Origin of the sequence: Aurantimonas sp. 22II-16-19i (genome assembly GCF_002088275.1) — a bacterium.
Classification (GTDB): Bacteria; Pseudomonadota; Alphaproteobacteria; order Rhizobiales; family Rhizobiaceae; genus Jiella.
The window spans coordinates 1-16,966 of record NZ_AQQS01000031.1; the positions used below are offsets into that span (position 1 = coordinate 1).

Here is a 16,966-nt window from a genome sequence, read left to right on the forward strand (position 1 = left end):
TCGCGACGGCGGAAGACGTGGCGGTGTCGGGCTCGGTGGCGGCGAGCGACGTCGAGGGCGACGCGCTGACTTATGGGCTGGCCGATGGCGGCGAGCCGGCGAACGGCCAGGTGACGGTCTTTGCCGACGGCAGCTACACCTACACGCCGGATGCCGACTTTGCCGGGGAGGACAGCTTCACGGTGCAGGTCTCCGACGTCGATGGCGCGACGGACACGATCCTCGTGTCGGTGGCGGTGGCCGGCCAGAACGACGCGCCGACGGCTGCGGACGGAACGGCGTCGGGGACGGAAGACGGCGGGGCGGTGACGATCGACGTCGCGTCCCTGATCGGCGACGTCGAGACGGCGGATGGCGATCTGGTGGTGACGGCGTCGGTCGATCCGCAAGAGGGTTCGGTGACGGTGTCGGGGACGGTGATCAGCTTCACCCCGGCGGCGAACTTCAACGGCACGGCGGATGTCGCCTATGAGGTGCGCGATGCCGGCGGCCTCGTCGCCTCGGCGGTGGTCGGCGTGGCGATCGCGGCGGAGAACGACGGGCCGGCGGCCGCGGCCGATGCGGGCTTTGCCACCGCCGAGGACACGGCCCTCGTCATCACCGCCGCCGAGCTTCTCGGCAATGACGGCGATGTCGACGGCGACAGCCTGACCATCGCCTCGGTGCAGGACGCGGTCGGCGGCACGGTGGCGCTCGTCGGCGGCAACGTCGTCTTCACCCCGGCGGCCGATGCCACCGGGACGGCCTCCTTCACCTATACGGTGGAGGACGCGGACGGCGCTTCCTCGACCGCCTCGGTCTTTCTGACGATCACGCCCGTCAACGATGCGCCGGCGAGCGGAACGCCGGTGACGGCGAGCGTCGACGAGGACACGAGCGTGACCATCGACGTCCTCGCCGGGGCGAGCGATCCCGAGGGAGACGATCTCTCGGTCATCGCGGCGACCAGCGACGACGGCCAGGTGGCGATCGTCGACAACCAGCTCGTCTTCACGCCGAATGCCGACTTCAACGGCATTGCCGAGATCGCCTACACCCTCTCCGATGGCGACAGGACCGTCTCGGCCGTGGCGACGGTGACGGTCAACGGGGTCGCGGACCAGGCCGTGATCAGTGGCGACGCCTCCGGCTTCGTCGGCGAGGACGGCATCCTCGCGCCGGGGACGGCGACAGGGTCGCTGATGGTCGACGATCCGGATGCCGGCGAGGACGTCTTCCTCGTCCAGGCGGGCCAGGCGGCGAGCTACGGCATCTGGTCGGTCGGTGCCGACGGCGACTGGAGCTATACGGTCGACGATGCCAATGCCGACGTCACGGCGATGAACGACGGCGATGTCCTGACCGACAGCTTCACCGTCACCTCGGCCGACGGGACGACGAAGACGGTGAGTGTCGCGATCTACGGATCGAACGAGATCATCGTCGGGACGAACGGCAACGACACGCTCGCCGGCACGGCCGGGAGGGACGAGGTGACGGGTCTGCTCGGCGACGACGTGATCGACACCTTCGCCGGCGCCGACGTGATCTTCGCCGGCGGCGGTGCCGACACGGTCGATGCCGGTGGCGGCGACGATATCGTCAACGGCGAGGACGCGGCGGATACCCTGTCCGGCGGTACGGGCGAGGACGAGGTCTATGGCGGCGCCGGCAACGACACCATCGTCGGGAGCCTGGATGGCACCCGCGACTTCTACGATGGCGGCAGCGGGACCGACACCGTCGACTATACCGCAACGACGACGAGCGTTCGCGTCAATCTGGGCTTTGCCTATGCGCTCAGCGACGAGATCGGCCTCGATCGGATGGCCAATATCGAACGGGTTGTCGGCGGTGCCGATGCCGATTCCCTCACCGGCGGCATGGTCTCCGGTGTGACGCTCGACGGTGGTCAAGGCGACGACACGGTCATCGGCGGCACAGGTAACGACGTCTTGCTGGGAGGGATCGGTAACGACGCGATCCGCGGCTTCGCCGGTTTCGACCGGATCGAAGGAGGTGCTGGCAACGACACGCTGACCGGCGACTTCAATGGCGACACGTTCATCTTTGCCGACGGTTTCGGCAGGGATACGATCACCGATTTCGATGAATTCAACCAGTTTGAGAAGATCGATCTGGCGGCGGTGACCAACATCACCGATCTGGCGGACCTGTTCGCCAATCACCTGACCCAGGTCGGAGCCAACGCCGTGATCACCGATGGGAGCAACACCATCACGATCGTGAATGCGAACATCGGCGATCTCGACGCGAACGACTTCATCTTCTGACGAGGTCGCGTCCGAACCGGAAGAATGGGCGGGCCGCTTCGTTGCGGCTCGCCCTTTCACGTTCCAGGGGACGCTGGCCGCTCCATGCCGGCGGACGTGCCGTCTGGTGGGGTCATCGAGGCGGGCGCCATCCAATCCCGGACCCGGCGCGGCGCCACGTCGGGGACCCGGAAGCCCGCCTGCGGCCTTGCGACGAAGACACCGTTTCTTCGGCCATGCCGCAGAGTAAGACAGGGGTCGACAAGCGTCGATTCCTGCTGTTCTATCGGCCGGATCGGACGCTGATCGGAGCGTCAGGTCGTCCTGCTGATCGAGGCCCCCTGCATGGTTTCAAGGGATCTGAACCGCCGATGCCGCCATATCGTCGCGGCCGCGATAGTCCTGATCGCCGGGGCAGCCCTGTCTTGCGCGCCGACCCTTGCTGCGCCGCAATACGAGCGCTGGGAGCTCGAGGTGCTGATCAACCTCCAGGGGTTGCAGATCAACCGCCAATGCGTTCCCAATGGGGGAGCCCAGCACATCCACATCCTCGGCGTCAGCACCGATGATACGCTGCTGGACCCGACGACGAAGACGGCGATCCTCTCCGATCTCTCCGAGCTGATCTCGACCCGCACCAACGCGCGGACCACCAAGGCCGACAATTTCCAGTCGATCGCCTCGAGCTACAGCGGTTTTGCCGAGGCGAATTCCCGCGAGCTCGACCGGCTGATCGACAGCGCCTCCAGCGCCGATGTCACGGTGCTCGTGCGGCCCTATCGCGACAGGGGCTCCAGCGTCGATGCCGAGATCCGGCTGTGGGCGCGCGGGGCAGGGGGCGCCGATCCGGGCCTCAACTGCGTCCAGTCCTTTTCCGTCGAGATCCCCACCCAGAAGGCAGACCCGGCCTGTGCGAGCGCCTTCGCCATGGCGAGGCAGGCCGGCGATCCGGGGCGGCTCGAAGCCTTCCGCGACTTCTTTCCACAATGTCCCGAGGTCGCCGAGGCGAACCGCCTCGTCACCGAGCTGAAGGCCAGCGAAGCCGAGAAGGCGGAGCGCGAGCGCTGCGAGAGAAACTTCGGCCGGGCGAGAGCCGAGGGCACCGTCGCGGCCTATTCGCTCTATCTCGACGAGAACATCGACTGCCCGGGCAGGGACGTCGTGATGGCCCTGCGCGATCAGGCCGCCCAGGGCGCGGCCTGCGAGACCGCCTATCGCGACGCCCGGCGGCTCGACAGCGTCGGCGCCTACGAGGCGTTCCTGTCGGACAACCGGGCCTGCCCGCAGGCCGACACCGCCTCCGCCTTCCTGACGATGAAGCGCCAGGAGGAAGAGCGCGTCCGGCAGGACCAGGCGAGGGCGGCCACCAATCGGGATCAGGCGCCGTTGCGGGACGATGGGCGGGTGGCGGCGGCGCCGCGCTACGAGCCGGCGCCAGGCTTCGGTGAGCCGCCGCGCTACGATCCGCCGGCCTATATCCCGCCGGCCCCCGCGGGCGCCAGCTATCGCGGCTATCCGATCCCGGCCGATCTCGCCGCCAGCCAGTGCGGCCAGCTCTGGTACATGCGCAACCTGATCTTCGATCAGGCCGGCTACTGCTTCAAAACGGCCAAGGGGAGGCGCTACTTCTCCAATGCCGGCTGCACCGGGGCGAGCCCAGGCGGCGCCGACGCCGCCGAAGTGAGCCGCATCCAGTCGCTGGAGCGGCAAAATGGCTGCTGAGCCCGCCTCCGTCGCCCGGCTGGCGGCAAGTCGGCGATCTCCGGGGCCACGATCCTCGGGCGTAACGGCATCGTCAGGCCGAAAGCCGGCCCGCCGACAGTTGGCGACGCTGGCTCTCGGTTGTGCCGCACTCCTGCTCGCGGGTTCCGTCCTCGCCCCGCCCGCCGGTGCCGCCTCGACGGTGCCGTTGTTCGACCGCCTGGAAGCGCTTCGCGCCGCCTTTCCCGCCGCCGTTCGGGCCATCGGGGCGGACGGGATGGTGATGGCGGACGGCAGCCGCATCGCCATCGACGACGGCGCCGCGAAGGATCACGAGCAAAAGCTCGCCAATGCCGATCTCGAGGACATGCTGTCGCAGATCTATCCGATCGGCGTCTGCGACACCGGCGCGCCGCCGTCGCGAAATTTCGATCCGGGACGGATCCGCAACGACGCCTTCTTCCGCTCGCTCTACGGCTCCAGCCCATCGGCGGCGCAGAAGACGCTGGTTTCCGTCGACTGGTTCGGCAGCCGGCTGCCCTTCACCGCGACCGGGGGCGCCGATGAGGCTCTCGTCGCGGTCGCGCGGGACCTCGCGTCGCAGCCGGCCCTGCGGGACTATCTGACGCCATCCGCCGGCACCTTCAACTGGCGCGTGGTCGCCGGCACGAAGCGGCTGTCGGCGCACAGTTTCGGCGCCGCGATCGACGTCAACACCCGCTATGCCGACTACTGGCTCTGGAGCGGCGGCAAGCCGGGCAACGTGCCGCGTTATCGCAACAGGCTGCCGAAGGCGGTCGTCGCGGCCTTCGAGCGACACGGCTTCATCTGGGGCGGAAAATGGTATCACTACGATACCATGCATTTCGAATACCGGCCGGAACTGATCGCCATCGGCCGCCTCGCCGAAAGCCGCGGCTGCCCGCAGGAGTAGATTCGGGCAGGAGGCTGCGGCTGGAGACGGGCCGGTCGTCGGAGCACGCCTGATCGTGCGGCGACGGATCTGCCGGCGGCAGATCTGCTGGCGGCGGATTGCCGGGAGCGTCGTCACTCCGCGCCATTTGGACCGGGCGGCTCTGCGCAAAGGACCTCATGCAGCGTCCCGAAGGACCGCCGGGATCTCGGACTCCGCCCTCGCTCATTCCGTCGACCCGGTCTTCGAACGGGGCGAAGGGGTTGCTGCTCAAGCGCCGCGCGGGCTCGATACCGTCGGCACGAGAGTCAATCGCACGGGCGCTCATGCTTACATCGGTCGTCGCGGATGGACTCGATGCTGGTCGCAGGCCGTCAGGAGGCCCGGTTCATGATGCTGACGGGGCGATAGCCGCCGGGCGCCGTGCGAACGGCGCGAATGCCCAGGAGCTTGGTGAGGTTGAGTTTGATCTTGCGATCGGTCGTATTGCAATTGTTCTGCATCAGACTGCCTCGATCCCCTCGAATGCGATCTATGCCCCAGTGCCTCGATTATCGGCGCAGGCGCTGCCCCCCCCCATCTGGATGATGGAACTGGTCGCAACCTTACGGATCATTCGTTGCGGCCTGAACCTGACGGTTCAGCCCGCACCTGCAGCGCTCTCACGATGGCGCAATTGTCCGCTCGCACCCTCCGTCGAAGCTGCGGCAATCTGGCCGAAGGTGCCGAAACCGTCAAGTCGTTTCGATGGAATTTCATCGATATCTCGAGGAAATCTTATCGCTTCGATAAATCGTGGCAGCGATCATGTATGGTTAATTGAGGTATTAACTGCTGAAGCAATCTGTGGTTATACCCGTTGCTGATTTTCTCATCACATCGCGCAGGATGTGTTCAGCGAGGTGGGAATTCCGCTGCGTCATATCAGCAGGGGTCTCGTCCGGCCGGTGTGCTCCAGCTCCCAGCTTGCCGACCATTCCGACCGCCGCCGCTCGAGGACGAGATAGTTGCGCTCGCCGGCATAGGTGGTCCGGTAGTCCGGTAGCGGCAGGATGCGGATCTTGCGTCCCTCCAGCGGGCTTTCGCCGAAACGCGCAAGGAGGCCGAGCACTCTCGGATAGGCCGCCGAGGGGGCGGGATGGGAGATGCCGGAGGCGACGAGCTGGTGGAGGATGCCGCCGCCCTTCAGTTTCATCTCGCCCCTGGTGGCGAGATGGATCTCGCCGGAGACCACCGTCAGACGGCCCTTGCCGCTTTCCTCCCAGCCCGCGAGCAGCGCCAGGAAGCGTCGCCACTCCTCGCGGTGTGTCCGGCTCTGCCACTGGTCGCGCAGGTCGTCCTCGTATTCGTTCGACCCGGGCAGGATGTCGGCGGCAAATTCCGCCCAGCTGAGGCGCGGCCCGAGCGCCGGAATGCTGGAGAGGACGAGGATCCGGTCGCCTTCCGGGGTCTCCGCGAACGCCCTGTCGAGGACGCGCCAGCCGGCCTCGCCCATCACCTGGTGCAGCCGACGCTCGCTGCGCAGGTCCGGTGCGATGATCGACAGGCCCGGATAGCGGACGACGGTGCCGAGCGAGGTGCCGGTCCGGTCGCGAGCGATCGGCGGCAGCTCGCCCGGTGCGGCGGCGAGCTGGAAGATCAGGAACATCTCCCGGGCGGCCGCGAAGATCGCCCGGCCGACGGGGCTGTCTAGCAGTTCCGCCGGATGGCTGCCCCAGCCGTCGATGATGTCGTGGTCGTCCCACATCATGATCGAGGGCACGCTGGCGGCGAGGCTGGCGAAGGCCGGCCGGGAATAGGTGATGAGATAGCGATCGAAGTAGAAGCGCCGGAGCGTCTCGGTGATGTCGGGCGTCAGCGCGACCGCGCCGCGCTCGGTCTTCGGCAGGCTCTCCCAGCGCTCCACGTCCGGATGGCACCTAAGAACGTCGTCGGCATAGAGCTGGTCGCCGCCCTGGAGCAAAAGGGCGAATGGCTTCTCGCGGTTCTCGTCCGCCAGGCGCTGCCAGACGAGGTCCCGCTCGCGGAGGTCGCGATCGAGGTCGTTCTCCTCCTGGCCGTTGCAGGAGACATAGCCGATCCGCATGTCGGGCATGGCGGGCGAGACGACACGATAGCTGCGGTCGTCGACCTGGTAGGATGCCGTCGTCCCGCTGGGAAGCGACAGGTCGCAGGCATGGAGGGTGCGGCCGAAGAGGGTGACGAGTTCAACCGTTTCGACCGGTCCGGCATCCGTCGCGACGACAGGTGCCGGCTCGCCGGCAGGGCGCACGATCACGGCCCTGATGCGGTCGGACGTCCCGCTGCCGCCCTGCGCGAACAGGATGGGGCCCGCACGGCCGAGGAACGGCTGGATCCCGATCGGCGCCGTCGGCGCTTCGCCATGCATGACTGCCATCGATACGCTCTTCGTCCCGCCGCTCGGGCCTGATCCCCCCGACGGGCGTTTCAAGCTGCGGCCGGATATAGGGAGGCGCTTGGCGTTTGTACCGGCCTGCGGCGAATTCGTCTCAGCCGGCCAGCATCACCAGCGGGCGAGCCAGGAGTCGCTCGGGCCTGCGTGCGCCTCGGTCGAAGTGCCGGTCGCCGACGCAGCCGCGCCGTCCTCGACCCCGGGCAGATCGCCCGGGACGGAGGTGCCTGTCTCCTGCGCCACCGCCGCGGCCTCGCCGACACGGCCGCCGCGCTCGTCCGTTTCGGCCGCGGCGGCCTGGCGGGTCTTGAACATGTCGAGGAACGGGCTCTTCGACGGGGGCGCACTCGCCTCACCCGGCCGTTCGCTCGGAACAGGGGCTGCGGCAGCGCTCGGCGATGCGGGCTCGGCGTAGCCGATGGCGGTGGTGCCGGGCTTCTGGGGCTTTGTCGATGCCGTGCGCATCAGGTCGATCGCGCCGGAGGCGTTCTGGGCCTGCCTGACCTCCGCCTGGCTGACGATCCTCGCCTCCGGATTGCTGCGGCGGGAGATCTTCTCGTAGAAGGCGTTGCCGCCGGCGATCAGCCGGTAGCTCATGTTGCGATAGGGAAAGTTCATGCCGGCGGTGTGGAAGAACTTCGCCTTGGCGACCGTCTTGTGCCGCTCGCCCCGCAGCACGCGGGCGGCGACCTGCATGGCGAGATCCTCGCCGACGCCCATCGAGCGGGTCATGACGCCGGGGGCGAACTGTTTGGGCTGGCCGACGACGGCGCAGACATCGTTCGGATAGTCCGCGGAGGCGACCCGGTTCATCACCACGGTGCCCACCGCCAGCATGCCGTCCTCGCTGGAGCGGTTGGATTCGAAATACATCGCCCGCGCCAGGCATTCCTGCGAGGGGCCGAGATCCCTGGTCGCCAGCGCCTCGAAGGCCTCGTCGGCGCCGGGAGCCCCGACGCAGCCGGCGAGCGGCAGGGCGAGGGCGACAAGAAGGCCGAGGCGGCAGCTGGTAACGCGGTGTGTCGTGCTCATGACAAACCCGTGATGGCAGATTGCGGCGAGAAGTCGGCACGCCCGTATCGGACTGTAACGTGGCGGACCGACTGTTGCCGCGAGGCCGCAGGCGATAGCCTCTGGGCATCGCCCTGCAGCCCTTGAGTTTCCGGGCCTCGTCTTATGCTCGGTCTGCTCCGGGCGGCGCGAGACTTTGCCCAAAAATCGGTCGCCGCTGTGCAAGCTCTGCGCAAGATCCGGGGCTGCGCCGGGCGATGACGGCGCGGGAGGCGGGCAGGAGACAGTCTTGGGAGCCGGCTGCCGACTGGCACGGTTCTTGATTGAGAGCTTCCCGTGCGGTGCGTCTAGGGTTCCGGCATTCCTTCCTCGGAATGTGGCTGGTCCGAGAGACGCACTCCCTGTGAGTTGCAGGGAGACACGGCGGGCCAAAATCCCGGGAGAACGCCGCACGGACCCGCGATCAGCGGGCCGTCTCCCGGTCCTCTTGTCGCGATGAAACCATCAAGGCCGCTCCGGCCGTCGCGACGAAAAGGACGATGCCCATGAGACTGCTCGCCGCCGCCCTCGCACTCGCCGCCACCTGCCTCGCCGGCTCGCCGCCGGCGAGCGCCGAGGAGAAGAAGGACTTCTCGGTCTGCTGGTCGATCTATGCCGGCTGGATGCCCTGGGGATACATGGAGGATTCCGGCCTTCTGAAAAAGTGGGCCGACAAATACGGCATCGCCATCAAGGCCGTGCAGATCAACGACTACGTGGAATCGATCAACCAGTACACGGCCGGCCAGTACGACGGCTGCACCATGACCAACATGGACGCCCTGTCGATTCCCGCCGGCGGCGGGGTCGACACGACGGCGCTGATCATCGGCGACTATTCCAACGGCAATGACGGCGTGGTGCTGAAGGGCAAGACCGCGCTGGAGGACATCAAGGGCCAGCGCATCAATCTCGTCGAACTGTCGGTGTCGCATTACCTGCTGGCGCGCGCGCTCGAGAGTGTTGACATGTCCGAGAAGGACGTCACCGTCGTCAACACGTCGGACGCCGACATGGTCGCGGCCTACCAGACGCCGGACGTCACCTCGGTCGTCACCTGGAACCCGCTGCTGTCGACCATCGCCGCGATGCCGGATTCCCATGAGGTGTTCAACTCCTCGAAAATCCCCGGCGAGATCCTCGACCTGATGGTGGTCAACACCGAAACGCTGCAGGACAACCCGGATTTCGGCAAGGCGCTGACCGGTGCCTGGTACGAGATGATGGGGCTGATGCAGTCGGATACGCCGGAAGGGACGGCGGCGCTGGAAGCCATGGCCGAGGCCTCGGGCACGGATCTGAAGGGCTTCGAGGCACAGCTGGCAACGACGGCGATGTTCTACGATCCGGCAAAGGCGGTCGAGTTCGCCAAGTCCGAGACGCTGCCCGAGACCATGACCTTCGTCGCCAACTTCCTGTTCGATCACGGCATCCTCGGTCAGGGCGCGCCGAACGCCGATTTCGTCGGCATCGCCTATCCCGGCGGCAAGACCACCGGGGATGCCGGCAACATCCAGCTGCGCTACGACCCCACCTACATGGAAATGGCCGCCGAGAAGAAGCTCTGACGGCCGCCGGAAGAGCCCGGTGCGACTGATCAACCGCCATCCCTCGCGGGGCCTCGGGGCAGCGCTCGGCGCGCTGCCCTTCGCGGCGGCGCTCGGCGCCTATGCCATCGCCAGCGCCATCCGCCGGGCGGACAATCCGCAGGACAAGCTGCTGCCCTCGCTCTCGGCGATGGGCGAGGCGATGTACGACCTCGCCTTCGTCCCCGACCGGCGGACGGGGGACCTGATCCTGTGGTCCGACACGCTGGCGAGCCTGGAGCGGCTGGCCCTCGGCATCGCCATCGCGGCGGCGCTCGCCGTCGTCTTCGGCGCGCTGATCGGCATCCTGCCGATCGGGCGGGCACTGTTCTCGCCCTTCGTCGCGGCCTTCTCGCTGATCCCGCCGATCACCATCCTGCCGATCCTGTTCATCATCCTCGGCCTCGGGGAGGCCGCCAAGGTCGGGCTGGTGGCGATCGGCACGGCGCCCCTGATGATCCGCGCGCTCGCCCAGGGCGTCCTCGACATTCCGCGCGAGGAGATCGTCAAGGCGCAGACGCTCGGCGCCACCACCTGGCAGATCGCCGTCCGCGTCGTCTTCCCGCAGCTCTGGCCGCGGCTGGTCACGGCGATCCGGCTGGGGCTCGTGCCGGCCTGGATCTTCCTGATCTCGGCCGAGGCCATCGCCTCCACCGACGGCCTCGGCTACCGCATCTTCCTGGTGCGCCGCTATCTCGCGATGGACGTGATCCTTCCTTACGTCGTCTGGATCACGCTGCTCGCCTATCTCGTCGACCGGGCCCTCGCGCTCCTGTCCCGCCGCCTGTTCGCCTGGGCGCATCTGTCGGGAGAGGCGCTATGAGCTTCCTGAAGGCGCACCGGATTTCCGTCACCTATGGCGAGGCGCCGATCCTCGAGCGGGTCGATCTTTCCGTCGACGAGGGCGCGCTGGTGACCGTCGTCGGCGCATCGGGCTGCGGCAAGTCCACGTTCCTGCGCATCCTGCTCGGTCAGGAGCGGCCGACGACGGGCGAGATCCGCGTCGACGGCAGGGCGCTCGCCGGCGAGCCCGACGCCGGGCGCGGGATCGTCTTCCAGCGCTATTCGGTGTTCCCCCATCTCACCGTCCTCGGCAACCTCATGCTGCCGGCGGAGATCGAGGGCTCGAAGGTGCTCGCCCGGCTGTTCGGCGCCAGGCGCCGCGCGGCACGGGAGAAGGCCGAGGCGATGATGGCGAAGATCGGCCTTGCCGATGCGGCGGGTCGCTACCCCGCCCAGCTGTCCGGCGGCATGCAGCAGCGCCTCGCCATCGGCCAGGCGCTGCTCAAGCGCCCGCGCATCCTGCTTCTCGACGAGCCCTTCGGCGCCCTCGACCCCGGCACCCGGCGCGACATGCAGGACTTGCTGATCGACTTGTGGCGCGAGACCGGCATGACCGTCTTCATGGTCACCCACGACATCCAGGAGGCCTTCCATCTCGGCACCCGGCTGCTGGTCTTCGACAAGATCCGCCACGATCCGCAGTTCCCCGCCGCCTATGGCGCGACCATCACCTACGACATCCCGCTCAAGGGCGCCCAACCGAGGGACGCCCGGAGACAAGCAGGCCCTGGGGCTGACGGCGCGCCCGATCCCGTCATGCCGGCCGGATCCGATGCCGGCAGCAACGACACCGAACCGACGAGGAGACCGAACCCATGAGCCAGGACATCCGCTTTTCTGCGCCCTCCCGCGCCACGCGCCGGGCCGGCGTCCGCCTCGCCGCGGCGCCTTCGCGAGCCCATCACCCGAATTTCGACGCGCGCGAAACCCGCGGCTGGAAGGCGCTGGAGGCCGAGGACAAGCTTCCCGGCGATGGCTGGGCCCGCGAGGTGAAATGGGCGCTCGACATGGGCCTGCCCGGCGCCGATTCCATCACCGACAAGTCGATCCCCACCTTTGCCCGGGGTGAGCTGCCGCATTTTGCCGGCATCAACACCTTCCTCAAGGCGCCCTATGTCGAGAATGTCCGCGACGTCGGCAAATACGACGCCGCCGTCCTCGGCATTCCCTTCGACAGTGGCACCACCTACCGGCCGGGCACGCGCTTCGGGCCGCAGGGGATCCGGCGCATCTCGGCGCTCTACACCACCTACAATTACGAGCTCGGCGTCGACCTGCGCGAACAGATGACGCTCTGCGACGCCGGCGACGTCTTCACCATTCCCGGGAACCTCGAAAAGAGCTTCGACCAGATCTCCAAGGGCGTCTCTCACGTCTTCTCCTCGGGCGCCCTGCCGGTGATGCTCGGCGGCGACCATTCGATCGGCTTTCCCTGCGTGCGCGGCATCGCCGAATGCACCTCCAAGCGGATCGGCATCATCCATTTCGACCGGCACATCGACATCCAGGAAAAGGATCTCGACGAGCGCATGCACACGACGCCGTGGTTCTGGACGACCAACCTGCCGAACGTGCCGGCGGTCAATCTCGTCCAGCTCGGCATCGGCGGCTGGCAGGTGCCGCGCCCCGGCGCCAAGGAGGCCTATCGTCGCCAGACCAACGTCCTCACCATCGAGGACATCGAGCATTACGGGCTGGAGAAGACCGCCGAGATCGCCCTGGAACTCGCCTGGAAGGATGCCGACGCGGTCTACATCTCCTTCGACGTGGACAGTCTCGACTGCGGCTTCGTGCCGGGCACCGGCTGGCCGGAGCCGGGCGGCTTCCTGCCGCGCGAGGCGCTGAAGATCCTCGGCCTCGTCTGCGCGCCCGGCATCTGCGGGCTCGAGGTGGTGGAAGTCTCGCCGCCCTATGATACCTCGGATATCACGGCGCTGATGGGCGTGCGGGTGTGTGTCGAGGCGCTCGGCTCGATGTGCGCCCACGGCACCCTCGGCAAGCACAAGGCGATCATCGACAAGCCGGTGAGTTTTTGAGGGGGGTGAGGCTCGGCTGTCGGTGTGGCACAGGCGTCTGCCCGGGTGTTTTCTTTGCGTCGAGGCTGGCGGCGGCTCGCCCCCCTCTGCCTGCCGGCATCTCCCCCACAAGGGGGGAGATCGGCAGCTTCGCGGTAATAACCCTTGGCTCGGACGCCTGCGCACCGTTCGATACCCGAGATGGGCTATCGGTGCAGTGCCAGTCGTCAGGGCGAAACCTGATCCGCGAGATCGATCTCCCCCCTTGTGGGGGAGATGTCCGGCAGGACAGAGGGGGGTGTTCCAGCTGCCACCTCCAAGTCCCGACCAAGCCACCGGCAACGAACCGAACAGGAGACCCCGCCATGCATCGCGGTGAGACCGATCACTTCCACCCCTACGACGTGTCGTCCGGCGGTGGTCATGGGCACAACCAGAAGGGTACGACTCAGTGGCAGGTGCCGCACAGGAGCGACCACGACCATGCGGCCCACGACCATCCGCATGAGCACGAGCCCGATCTCGACCTCGTCGAGAAGGCCTTCGTCGAGGGCTTCCAGGCGGCGAGCGACCCGACCAGCTTCCTGCGCCTCGCCGGCATTCCCTTCGAGGCGACGCTCGCCGACGGCACCGAGCTGAAGCTCCTGCGCGTCGCCCAGGAGCGGCGAGTTGACATCGGCTCGCTGGCGCCGCATCTCGGCGGTCAGACCTTCCGCTACGATCCGCTGCCGGCACAGATGGTGTCGAAGCGCGACCATCTCGTCTTCGTCTATTTCGACGGGACGAAGACGCGGCAATATGCGTTCGAGGATGCGAGGGCGCTGGGAGCAAGGTGAGGGAGCCGGAACGAAAGGCCGTCGCAAAGCTCGTTGCACGGGGCGAAGGCTCGTTCCATATTGATCCATGGTCGCGGCCTGGAACTCTGAAAAGAACGATGCTCTCAAGGCCAGATATGGGTTTGGCTTCGAGAGAGTTCTTGCCGCGCTCCAGGAAGGACGACTTCTTCTGAACCGGCGGCATCCGAATGAGGAACGGTATCCTCATCAAAGACAGATCATCGTCGAAATCGATCACTATGCGTGGGTCGTTCCCTATGTCGAAACCGAAGGCGGTCTCTTTCTGAAGACGATGTTTCCCAGCCGCCGGGCCACGCGCGAATTTCTCGGAGGGCGGTCATGACCGGGACAGAACCCCAACCCATTCTCAGCGAGGACGAGTTGGAGGATTACGACCTCAGCGAAAATGGCGAATGGGTGCCGGTGGGCGACATTGCGGAGCAGCGTGCCGCGTTTCAGGCCATGGCCGAGCACGCGCTGACGGGACGTGCTCGCGGACGTGTTCTCATCTCCGTCGTCGAGCGTGATCTTGCCCGGCTGAAAGCCAAGGCGGCCGAGCAGGGAATGTCCTACGAAGCTCTGGTCGATTCCATCCTGCATGATTATGCGGAGAGGTAGAGCGGCCCCCTGTCTTGGGCCTCACTCGAAAACACCGGAGCGCTGCTGCACCGGATGACGGACTGAGTCTGGTTCCGGACGGGCGGACAACCTCCCTGCGCAGGCACACCTTCCCCCCGCCCGCACGCGTCGAGGCTGACAGGCCGAGGCTGGCCTCCGCCACCGAAGAAGACGATGCCGGAAAGTCGGCACGGACGCCGGGCCCCGCCGCCCCTCACCCCTTCCCGTAGTCCCCCTTCACGCTTTCCAGCCCCTCGCGGAAGGTCGGATAGCGGAAGGTGTAGCCCGCCGCCTTGATCTTCCTGTTCGAGACCCGCTTGTTCTCGCCGTAGAAGCTGCGGGCCATGGGCGAGAGGTCGGCGACGGCGAAGTCGGTCTCGCCCGGCGGCTCGGCGCCGACGAGGTTCGCGGCATGGAGGACGACGTCCTGGGGCGGGGCGGGCTCGTCGTCGGTGACGTTGAAGACGCCGCCGAGGCGCTGGTCTGCGAGCAGCTTCGTCGCCCCGGCGATGTCTGCCACATGGATGCGGTTGAACACCTGGCCGGGCTTGACCAGACGCTTGGCGGTGCCGTTTCTCAGATTGACGAAGTTGTTGCGGCCCGGGCCGTAGATGCCCGACAGGCGGATGATCGCCACCGGCACGCCGCGCGTCCGGCCGAGGTCGGCCCAGGCCTCTTCGGCCCCGATGCGGGCCTTGGAGCGTTCCGATTGCGGCTTCAGCTCCGCGTCCTCGTCGATCCAATCGCCGTCATGGTCGCCATAGACGCCGACGGTGGAGAGGTAGCCGATCCACTGAAGGTTCGGGCTGCCATGGGCGATCTCGTCGAAATACCAGCGCAGCACCGGGTCCCCGGAGCGGGCATTGGCGCCGCCGACACGGGCGCCCTCGGGGGCCGGGTGGCCGGGCGGCGCCGAGACGAGGATGTGGGTCGCCCGGTAGAGCGCTCCGTCGATGCCGTCGCCGGGATGCTCGCCGTCGAAGACCACCGGCTTCAGCCCGTGGGCCGCGACGGAGGCCGCCTTGTCCCTGCTCCGCACGGTCACGGCCTCGACCGTCACCTGTTGCTTGTCGAGGCTGTCGACGAAGTGGGAAGCGGAATAGCCGTAGCCGAAGACGAAGAGATGCATGGCGTTATCCGAGCCTCCGGCCCGTCGGCACGAAGCTGTCCACCTCCAGCCGGCCAATCCTGAGGCGGCCGATCTCGGCCTCGCCGATGCGCGCGCTGCCGACGGAAAGGCGGCCGATGGCAAACGCTCCGACGGCGATCGCCCCGATGGCGACGGCGCCGAGCGCCAGTGCCCCGATCGCCCCGGCGCCCATGGCCCCGGCCCCGAGGGCGCCGGCACCGAGCGCGGCCGATCCCGCCGCATGATCCGGCTGCGGCAGGAAACCGCCTTCGCGCAGTTGCAGGAGCGCCCGGCGCACCTTGGCCTCCGGCCCGGAAGTGGCATCGCGGCCCGGCAGCGCCGATCCGGGCGAACTCATCGCGCCCGCCTGTAGCACCGGTTCAGTCTTGGCTTTCATCCAGGGCATGCCATTCACTCCGCACCGTCTCGTCCGCCTCCTTATCAAGCGCGGCGGCGCGAAGTCGCAAGGCCTCGCCGGGGTCGAGCCGGCAGATCGCCCACACCGCCATCGCCCGCACGAGCGGCGCGTCGTCCGCCAGGAGGCCCCGGGCGGCGGGAAGAAGCTCGGCACGAGCCGAGTTGCCGGCGGCGATCAGGCAGTTGGAGACGAACTTGTCGCGGCCGATCCGCTTGATCGGCGAGCCGGAGAACAGCGCTCGGAAACCCGCGTCGTCGAGGCCGAGGAGATCGGCGAGCCGCGGCGCCTTCAGGTCCTCCCGCGCGATCAGCTTGGCCTCGCTGGCGTCCTGGGCGAACTTGTTCCACGGGCAGACGGCGAGGCAGTCGTCGCAGCCATAGATGCGGTTGCCCATCGCGGCGCGAAACTCTCGGGGAATGACGGCCTTGGTCTCGATGGTGAGGTAGGAGATGCAGCGTCGCGCATCGAGCTGATAGGGCGCGGGGAACGCGTCGGTCGGGCAGGCGGTCAGGCAGGCCCGGCACGAGCCGCAGCGGTCGCGGCCGGATTCGTCCGCCTGAAGATCGAGGGTGGTGAAGATCGAGCCGAGGAACAGCCAGGAGCCGAAGTCTCGCGACAACAGGTTGGTGTGCTTGCCCTGCCAGCCGAGGCCCGCGAGCTCGCCCAGCGGCTTTTCCATGATCGGCGCGGTGTCGACGAAGACCTTGGCGTCATGGTCGCCGAGACCGGCCTCGCGGGCTCTGGCGACAAGCCGGCCGGCGAGTTCCTTGAGCCTGCCCTTGATGACGTCGTGATAGTCACGGTGGCGGGCATAGACCGAGATCGCGCCCCTGTCGGGGTGGTCGAGGATGTCCAGCGGGTCCTCGTCCGGCCCGTAGTTCATGGAAAGGACCACGATCGAGCGGACTTCGGGCCACAGGTCCCGCGGCGACCTGCGGCGATCGAGGGTCTGGGGCATCCAGCCCATGGTGCCGTGGCGGCCCGACGCGACGAACTCCGCCAGTCGGTCACCGGCGAGGACGTTGCCGGAGGCGTCCGCGACGCCCGCCGACGCGAAGCCGAGGCGGCGAGCGTCGGCCTGCAGGAAGGTCTTCAGCGAGGCGAGGGCGGCTGTGGTCATCGCCGCCGATATGGTGCGCGGGGCGCCGCCGCGGCAAGCCTTTCGTTCCGCATCGTCGCTCGCCGGTCGTCG

The 16,966-nt window shown here is 67.7% G+C and carries 16 protein-coding genes and 1 riboswitch; of the genes, 10 read left to right on the forward strand and 6 right to left on the reverse strand.

Features of this window, described 5'->3' with window-relative positions; all coding sequences use genetic code 11:
* The 3 genes from ATO4_RS20310 to ATO4_RS20320 form a co-directional block, all read left to right on the forward strand.
* A partial coding sequence (locus tag ATO4_RS20310) for a tandem-95 repeat protein (RefSeq protein WP_139802581.1) occupies positions 1–2,273 on the forward strand: 2,273 nt, incomplete at its 5' end.
* 324 nt (positions 2,274–2,597) lie between these two features.
* Positions 2,598–3,974 (forward strand): YARHG domain-containing protein, encoded by a 1,377-nt coding sequence (locus ATO4_RS28490; protein WP_083593552.1) that lies wholly within the window; start codon positions 2,598–2,600, stop codon positions 3,972–3,974.
* 100 nt (positions 3,975–4,074) lie between these two features.
* Positions 4,075–4,887: a M15 family metallopeptidase gene (locus ATO4_RS20320; protein ID WP_245308851.1), complete on the forward strand. Its 813-nt coding sequence runs from the start codon at positions 4,075–4,077 to the stop codon at positions 4,885–4,887.
* Positions 4,888–5,240: 353 nt separating this feature from the next.
* Here the strand turns inward: ATO4_RS20320 and ATO4_RS28745 are convergent, their stop codons facing one another.
* From ATO4_RS28745 to ATO4_RS27345, 3 genes are all read right to left on the reverse strand, one after another.
* Complete coding sequence (locus ATO4_RS28745; RefSeq protein WP_280940514.1) at positions 5,241–5,369, reverse strand: hypothetical protein; 129 nt, start codon at positions 5,367–5,369, stop codon at positions 5,241–5,243.
* Positions 5,370–5,785: 416 nt separating this feature from the next.
* Positions 5,786–7,264, reverse strand: coding sequence for an alkaline phosphatase D family protein (locus tag ATO4_RS20325; protein ID WP_245308852.1), 1,479 nt, complete (start codon positions 7,262–7,264; stop codon positions 5,786–5,788).
* 126 nt (positions 7,265–7,390) lie between these two features.
* The gene (locus ATO4_RS27345; protein WP_139802582.1) at positions 7,391–8,311 is read right to left on the reverse strand and encodes a cell wall hydrolase; all 921 of its coding nucleotides are present in this window, start codon (positions 8,309–8,311) and stop codon (positions 7,391–7,393) included.
* A gap of 315 nt (positions 8,312–8,626) precedes the next feature.
* Positions 8,627–8,735: riboswitch (guanidine-I (ykkC/yxkD leader) on the forward strand.
* Positions 8,736–8,835: 100 nt separating this feature from the next.
* Between ATO4_RS27345 and ATO4_RS20335 the strand changes: the two genes are divergently transcribed.
* The 7 genes from ATO4_RS20335 (at position 8,836) to ATO4_RS20365 (ending at position 14,227) form a co-directional block, all read left to right on the forward strand.
* Positions 8,836–9,897 (forward strand): putative urea ABC transporter substrate-binding protein, encoded by a 1,062-nt coding sequence (locus ATO4_RS20335; RefSeq protein WP_083593556.1) that lies wholly within the window; start codon positions 8,836–8,838, stop codon positions 9,895–9,897.
* A gap of 19 nt (positions 9,898–9,916) precedes the next feature.
* Complete coding sequence (locus ATO4_RS20340) at positions 9,917–10,738, forward strand: ABC transporter permease subunit (protein ID WP_083593559.1); 822 nt, start codon at positions 9,917–9,919, stop codon at positions 10,736–10,738.
* Positions 10,735–11,577, forward strand: coding sequence for an ATP-binding cassette domain-containing protein (locus tag ATO4_RS20345; RefSeq protein ID WP_083593562.1), 843 nt, complete (start codon positions 10,735–10,737; stop codon positions 11,575–11,577). Before ATO4_RS20340 ends, ATO4_RS20345 begins: the two co-directional genes overlap by 4 nt.
* The gene (locus tag ATO4_RS20350; protein WP_083593566.1) at positions 11,574–12,794 is read left to right on the forward strand and encodes an agmatinase family protein; all 1,221 of its coding nucleotides are present in this window, start codon (positions 11,574–11,576) and stop codon (positions 12,792–12,794) included. Before ATO4_RS20345 ends, ATO4_RS20350 begins: the two co-directional genes overlap by 4 nt.
* Before the next feature lie 344 nt (positions 12,795–13,138).
* Positions 13,139–13,609 (forward strand): hypothetical protein, encoded by a 471-nt coding sequence (locus ATO4_RS20355; protein ID WP_245308853.1) that lies wholly within the window; start codon positions 13,139–13,141, stop codon positions 13,607–13,609.
* A 67-nt stretch (positions 13,610–13,676) separates the two neighbouring features.
* On the forward strand, positions 13,677–13,952 hold the full coding sequence (locus ATO4_RS20360) for a toxin (RefSeq protein ID WP_083593570.1): 276 nt from the start codon (positions 13,677–13,679) through the stop codon (positions 13,950–13,952).
* On the forward strand, positions 13,949–14,227 hold the full coding sequence (locus ATO4_RS20365; protein WP_083593572.1) for a hypothetical protein: 279 nt from the start codon (positions 13,949–13,951) through the stop codon (positions 14,225–14,227). The genes ATO4_RS20360 and ATO4_RS20365 overlap by 4 nt, the downstream gene beginning before the upstream one ends.
* Before the next feature lie 214 nt (positions 14,228–14,441).
* Here ATO4_RS20365 and ATO4_RS20370 read toward each other — a convergent pair whose 3' ends face one another.
* From ATO4_RS20370 to queG, 3 genes are read right to left on the reverse strand one after another with little or no spacing between them, the layout of a single operon-like run.
* Entirely contained in the window at positions 14,442–15,356 is a 915-nt protein-coding gene (locus ATO4_RS20370; protein WP_083593574.1) for an SDR family NAD(P)-dependent oxidoreductase, read from the reverse strand.
* Between the two features lie 4 nt (positions 15,357–15,360).
* Entirely contained in the window at positions 15,361–15,762 is a 402-nt protein-coding gene (locus ATO4_RS28130; RefSeq protein ID WP_210191108.1) for a hypothetical protein, read from the reverse strand.
* Entirely contained in the window at positions 15,737–16,894 is a 1,158-nt protein-coding gene (queG, locus tag ATO4_RS20380) for a tRNA epoxyqueuosine(34) reductase QueG (RefSeq protein ID WP_083593577.1), read from the reverse strand. The genes ATO4_RS28130 and queG overlap by 26 nt, the downstream gene beginning before the upstream one ends.
* Between the last annotated feature and the right edge of the window lie 72 nt (positions 16,895–16,966).